Below are 6,183 nucleotides of genomic sequence, written 5' to 3'. Positions count from 1 at the left end.
CTGCCCGGCATCGCCGATGGCTCCTTGCGCCTTCAGGCCTTTGGCGTGACCGAACCCACCAGCGGCACCGATACGCTGGCGCTGAAAACAACGGCGCGGCGGGATGGCGATGAGTATGTGATCAACGGTCAGAAAATCTGGACTTCGAGGGTGGAACATTCCGACCTGATGGTCCTCTTGGCCCGAACGACCCCGCGCGAAGAGGCGACATCGAAAACCGACGGTCTGTCGGTGTTTCTGATCGACCTGCGTGGCAAGGTCGGGAACGGCATCGACATCCGGCCCATCCGCACCATGATCAACCACGCCACGACCGAAGTCTTTTTTGACAACCTGCGCATCCCGGCGGACAGCCTGATTGGCGAAGAAGGCAAGGGATTCCGCTATATCCTCTCAGGCATGAATTCCGAGCGTATCCTGATCGCCGCCGAATGTATCGGCGATGCCAAATGGTTCCTCAAGACCGGGTCGGACTATGCCCGAGAGCGGGTGGTGTTTGGCGCACCTATCGGGGTGAACCAAGGGGTGCAATTTCCACTGGCGCGCGCGCAGGCGCATTTGATGGCCGCCGAGGCCATCGTTTACCGCGCAGCGGCGATGTATGACGCAGGCCACAACCCCGGCGTCGAGGCGAATACCGCCAAACTCTTGGCCTCTGAGGCGAGTTGGGAGGCAGCAGAGGCCTGCATGCAGACCCATGGCGGCTTTGCCTTTGCCGAGGAATACGATGTCGAGCGCAAGTGGCGCGAGGCGCGGCTCTATCAGATTGCGCCGATTTCAACCAATCTGATCCTGTGCCATATTGCCGAACAGGTGCTTGGCCTGCCAAAATCCTACGGGCCGGGACGTGGGCAATAGGGGAGCGGAATGAACGATTACGCAGATTGGATCGGGCGCAGCTATCGCCGGTCAGAACCGATATCCGAGCGGCTGATCGAGGAATACCGCGCGACTTTGGCAGGAACGCTGGCAGAAGCTGAGGTGCCTGTCGGGCTGCATTGGTGCCTTTCGCCTGATATGGTGACCCCGGATAGGCTGGGCCGGGATTGCCACCCCAAGACCGGAATATTCCTGCCTGCCCTGCCTCTGCCCCGTCGGATGTGGGCCGGGGGCGAGATCGAGTTTCACGCGCCCTTTGCAGCCGGTGATCTGGTCACGCGAGAGACAACAATTGACGATGTGACTTTCAAAGAGGGGCGCAGCGGCAAGCTGGGGTTTGTCACGCAACGGCATGTCTATAACGTGGAGGGTGCGGCCCGCCTGACCGAACGACAGGATATCGTGTATCGCGAAGATCCCAAGCCCGGGCAATCCATATTCCCCACGGAGGCCGAGGATTGGCCAGAGGCGACAACATGGCGGATCACGCCGGATTCGACCCTGCTTTTTCGCTTTTCCGCGCTTACCTTCAATGGTCATCGCATCCATTACGATCATCCCTATGCCACAAGTGTCGAGGGCTACGAGGGGCTCGTCGTACATGGGCCGATGCAAGCGGTCTGGATGATGAACCTTGCGACGCACATCCTGGGTCATCTGCCGGCACGGTTTTCCTATCGTGGGCTGACACCCCTGATTTGCAACCTCTCCGTGGTAATCGAGGCCCGAGAACGGGACGGAAGTCTGGATCTGCGGGTTCGACGCGAGGGAGATGGTGTTGCAACCATGGCGGCGCGTGCGGAATGAGATAGATTGACATAACTAGAAATATCGTTATGTTAGCCTCATGAGCATCACAAGCCCCACCGCCCGCGCCCTAGCTGCCCTTGGCCATGACACGCGCCTTTCGATCTTTCGCCTGCTGGTGCGCGCGGGCGAAGAAGGGCTGAACGTGGGCGAGATTGGTCAGCATCTGGATCAGGCACCCTCGACCCTCGCGCATCATCTCTCGGCGCTGGTCGAGGCGGGGTTGGTGGTGCAGGAACGACAGGGGCGCGCGGTGATCAACCGTGTGGATTACGTTGCAATGCGGCGAACACTGGATTTCCTGACCTCGGAATGCTGCACCGGGGTAAAACTGGCCAAGACAGAGACCGCAGCCTGAACCGAGCCTCTTTTGGGCTAAAATAACGATAATTCTAGGGATATAGCCATGACAGACTCGAGCCTTCCTCGCCCCCGCGCCGCCCTACTTCTGCGGCGCATCTGGAAAGACCATCGCATCTGGATGATCTCGGCGCTGATCCTGATCGTGCTCGCGGTCTTCGACGCAACACAGGCGCGCGCTACGCTCGCCTTTACCACAGACGCCCTGCTCAGCACCGCGCCCTTTCTCTTGCTCTCCATCGGGATTGCCGCCTGGGCCACGGCGACGGGCGCGGATAATCTCATCGCGCGCGCCTTTACCGGTGCGCCGGCCGTGATGATCCTGCTTGCGGCCCTCGCGGGTGGGCTCTCGCCCTTTTGCTCTTGTGGGGTGATTCCGCTGATCGCCGCCCTTTTGGCGATGGGCGTGCCGCTCTCGGCGGTCATGGCCTTCTGGCTTGCCTCGCCGGTGATGGACCCGTCGATGTTTGTGCTGACAACCGGCGTTCTGGGGCTGGAGTTTGCCATCGCCAAAACCTTGGCGGCGATTGGCCTTGGCCTGATGGGCGGCTGGGCTGTGCATTTCCTGGGCCGCGCCGGGGGGCTGAACGATCCGCTGCGCGACGGCATCGGCAATGGCGGTTGCGGTGGCGCCAAGATGCGCGCGCCCAAGGCGGTAGTCTGGCGATTCTGGACCGATCCGGCGCGCCGGGCCAAGTTTGGCCGTGAGGCGCTGAATGTGACCCTGTTTCTGCTGAAATGGCTCACTCTGGCCTTTATCCTCGAGAGCCTCATGCTGGCCTTTGTCCCGGCAGAGACCATTACGCAGGCGCTTGGCGGCACCGGCATCGGCCCGATCCTCTTGGGCACGCTCATTGGTGTGCCTGCCTATCTCAATGGTTACGCCGCCCTGCCTCTGGTTGGCGGGTTGATCGGACAGGGCATGGCGCCCGGTGCCGGTCTGGCCTTTCTCGTGGCCGGCGGCGTCACCTCTTTGCCCGCCGCCATCGCTGTCTGGGCCTTGGTCAAACCGCGTGTCTTTGCGCTCTACATCGCGCTCTCGCTCACTGGTGCCTTTGCTGCGGGCCTGCTCTTTCAACTCTGGCAATTCGCATGAGACAGCTTGAGATCGAGGTTACGGGGTTGAAACCCGGCGCGCGGCTGTTGGCCCCGGCGGGCATGTGCAGCCCCGAGGACGCCGCTTTGGCCACAACCGTGACTGGCGGGAAAATCGTTACCGTAGCACTTGAGCCGGAATTGGGTCTTGCCGCGCTCTGGATCGAGGCGGCGGGAACAAGCGTGACACTCAACCATGCCATCGCACCAGCCCCCATCGACCAAGGCTATCCCGAGGCGATCTATACCCCGCGCACCAACCGCTATACCGTCGCCGCTGACTCATTGGCAGAGGCCAGCCGCGCCATCGCGACCAAGGCGGGCGGCGGGCGCGAGGGCATCGACGCGTTGGTGGCCGAAGCCGAGGCGCGCTTTACCTACGATCACCCCGAGGTGCGGTTCAACGACGGCACCGACCGGGTGCCCTACCTCTCTTGCGGCACGACGCCCGGCTCTTGCGTGGACATCAACACCTATCTCGTCGCGAGCCTGCGCGCAGCGGGCTATGAGGCGGGCTATGTCTATGGCTACTTCTTTCCGGCGGAAAAAGGGGGCGTCACCCATGACATGCACTGCTGGGTCGTCACCCGCCACGCAAGCGAAGTGCTCGACTGGGACATCGCGCATCACATGAAGGCAGGGCTTGGCCCCACAAAACCCGGTCTCAATCCGCGTCCCGGTTGGCGTGTCGCGCTCGGGCATTCGATGGGGCATACCTATAGTATGGGTGAGACACTGGCCCAACTCAAGCTTCTGGCCGAACCGATGCAAAGGGGGCCGGGCGGCACATGGCAGAAACTGCCCATCATCGCGCGCCTGCCCGCAGCCTGACCCTTGCAGAGCTGCCCGCATTTTGAGCATAAACCGCTGGGAGTCGGCCTCTTAGCGGTTTAGTTTTGCTCAATGGTAAATTTCTGTAGAAAATCGACCGGATAAATTTTACCAATTGGTAAAACCAAAAAGACTGCCCACCTGCCAACATGGAGATCAACATGACACGCCTGCCACTTTCCCGCCGTCGCTTTATGGCCACTTCGGCCGGCGCGGCGCTCATCGCCGGGGCCTCGGGTTTGCGCTCGCCGCTGCGCGCCGCCGAACCGATCAAGACCGCCGGTATCTATACGGTGCCCGTCGAACAACAATGGGTCAGCCGCATTCACAAGGCCGCCATAACCGCGCAAGAGCGCGGCGATGTCGAGTATGTCTATTCCGAGAATGTCTCGAACACCGACTATGCCCGTGTCATGCGCGAATATGCCGAACAAGGCTACAAGCTCATCATCGGTGAGGTGTTCGCGGTCGAGCAAGAGGCGCGCGAAGTGGCCGCCGATTATCCCGACATCGCCTTCCTGATGGGGTCGAGCTTCAAGGAGGACCCGGCGCTGGCGAATTTCGCGGTGTTCGACAACTATATTCAGGACGCCTCTTACCTCTCGGGGATCATCGCGGGCGCGATGACCAAGACCGCCAATATCGGCATGGTCGGCGGTTTCCCGATCCCCGAGGTCAACCGCCTGATGCACGCCTTCATGGCCGGTGCGCAGGAGATGAATCCGGACATCAAGTTTCAGGTGAGCTTTATCGGCTCTTGGTTCGATCCGCCCAAGGCCAAGGAAACCGCCTTTGCGATGATCGAGGGCGGCGCGGACATGCTCTATGCCGAACGCTTTGGCGTGTCGGATGCAGCGCAGGAAAAGGGTGTGCTGGCCATCGGCAACGTGATCGACACCCAAGCTGATTATCCCGAAACGGTCGTCGCCTCGGCGCTCTGGCATTTCGAACCGACGCTTGATGCCGCGATTGCCGCTGTGAACGCGGGCAATTTCACCGCCGCCGATTACGGCGTCTATTCCTTCATGAAGGCAGGCGGATGCTCTTTGGCGCCGCTTGGCACCTTCGAGGGCAAAGTGCCTGAGGCGGCATTGGCGCTGGTGGCGGAACGCGAGGCGGCGATCAAGGCGGGCACCTTTACCGTCGAGATCAACGACGAAGAGCCCAAGTCCTCTTAAATGACAGGCGCAGATGCGGCGCAGGTCGTTCTGCGTCTGGACAGTATTACCAAGCGTTTCGGCACGCTCACCGCGAATGACGCGGTGAGCCTCGACCTGCACCGAGGCGAGGTTGTTGCCCTCTTGGGCGAGAACGGCGCAGGCAAGACCACACTGATGAACATCCTCTTCGGCCAATACACCGCCGACGAAGGCCGGGTGATGGTCATGGGCCGCGAATTGCCCCCCGGCAATCCGCGCGCGGCACTCGAGGCGGGCGTGGGCATGGTGCATCAGCACTTCACGCTGGCCGATAACCTCACTGTGCTCGACAACGTCACGCTCGGCACCGAACCGCTCTGGCGCTGGCGCTCTGATCGCACGGCAGCGCGGGCCAAGATTGCGCGGCTGGCGGCGGATTTTCACCTCTCGGTCGATCCTGATGCTCGTGTCGGCAGCTTGACGGTGGGAGAACGTCAGCGGGTGGAAATCCTCAAGGCGCTCTACCGCGAGGCGCGCATTCTCATTCTCGATGAACCGACCGCCGTCCTGACCCCAAAGGAAACCGATGATCTCTTTGCCACCCTGCGCGAGGCGGTGGCCAAGGGCCTGTCGATCGTGTTCATCAGCCACAAACTGCATGAGGTGATGGATATCGCCCACCGTGTGGTGATCCTGCGCCACGGCAAGGTTGTGGCCGAGATGGCCACCGCCGACACGGACCGTCACGCGCTTGCCGCGGCGATGGTCGGAAGTGAAGTCAGCGCGCCGCGGGTGGCCCCCGGCACACCCAGCGCGCCGCTCTTGCAGTTGCACGCCGTCACCACCCCAGACCGAGGCAGCGCGCCGGGGCTCAAATCGGTGACGCTCGGCTTGCGCTCGGGCCAAATTACCGGCCTCGCCGGGGTCTCTGGAAACGGTCAGGCGGCACTGGCCGATCTCATCGCCGGTCTTACCGCGCCCGCTTCGGGGCGGCTTGATCTGGGCGACGCGGACTTGCCGCAATGGAGCCCCCGCGCCGCGGTCGAGCATGGCATTGCCCGTATTCCCGAAG

7 protein-coding genes are annotated in these 6,183 nt (G+C 62.1%); all 7 read left to right on the top strand.

Features of this window, described 5'->3' with window-relative positions; translation table 11 throughout:
* Window positions 1-858: acyl-CoA dehydrogenase family protein (locus KBT70_RS08120; protein ID WP_296631032.1), on the top strand; the 858-nt coding region annotated here is incomplete at its 5' end.
* 9 nt (window positions 859-867) lie between these two features.
* Window positions 868-1,686 carry a MaoC family dehydratase N-terminal domain-containing protein gene (locus KBT70_RS08115; RefSeq protein ID WP_296631029.1) on the top strand — a complete coding sequence of 273 codons (819 nt, stop codon included), beginning with the start codon at window positions 868-870 and terminating at the stop codon, window positions 1,684-1,686.
* Between the two features lie 40 nt (window positions 1,687-1,726).
* On the top strand, window positions 1,727-2,044 hold the full coding sequence (locus KBT70_RS08110) for a metalloregulator ArsR/SmtB family transcription factor (RefSeq protein WP_296631027.1): 318 nt from the start codon (window positions 1,727-1,729) through the stop codon (window positions 2,042-2,044).
* Between the two features lie 48 nt (window positions 2,045-2,092).
* On the top strand, window positions 2,093-3,142 hold the full coding sequence (locus KBT70_RS08105; protein WP_296631021.1) for a permease: 1,050 nt from the start codon (window positions 2,093-2,095) through the stop codon (window positions 3,140-3,142).
* The gene (locus KBT70_RS08100) at window positions 3,139-3,972 is read left to right on the top strand and encodes a transglutaminase family protein (protein ID WP_296631019.1); all 834 of its coding nucleotides are present in this window, start codon (window positions 3,139-3,141) and stop codon (window positions 3,970-3,972) included. The genes KBT70_RS08105 and KBT70_RS08100 overlap by 4 nt, the downstream gene beginning before the upstream one ends.
* Before the next feature lie 161 nt (window positions 3,973-4,133).
* Window positions 4,134-5,150, top strand: a complete 1,017-nt coding sequence (locus tag KBT70_RS08095) for a BMP family protein (RefSeq protein ID WP_296631017.1) — start codon at window positions 4,134-4,136, stop codon at window positions 5,148-5,150.
* Window positions 5,151-6,183, top strand: a 1,033-nt coding sequence (locus KBT70_RS08090) for an ATP-binding cassette domain-containing protein (protein WP_296631012.1), incomplete at its 3' end; no start/stop codon positions are given.

The sequence above is a fragment of the Roseovarius sp. genome, assembly GCF_018066915.1.
Lineage (GTDB): Bacteria > Pseudomonadota > Alphaproteobacteria > Rhodobacterales > Rhodobacteraceae > Roseovarius.
This window is presented reverse-complemented; position numbering and strand designations above follow the sequence as displayed.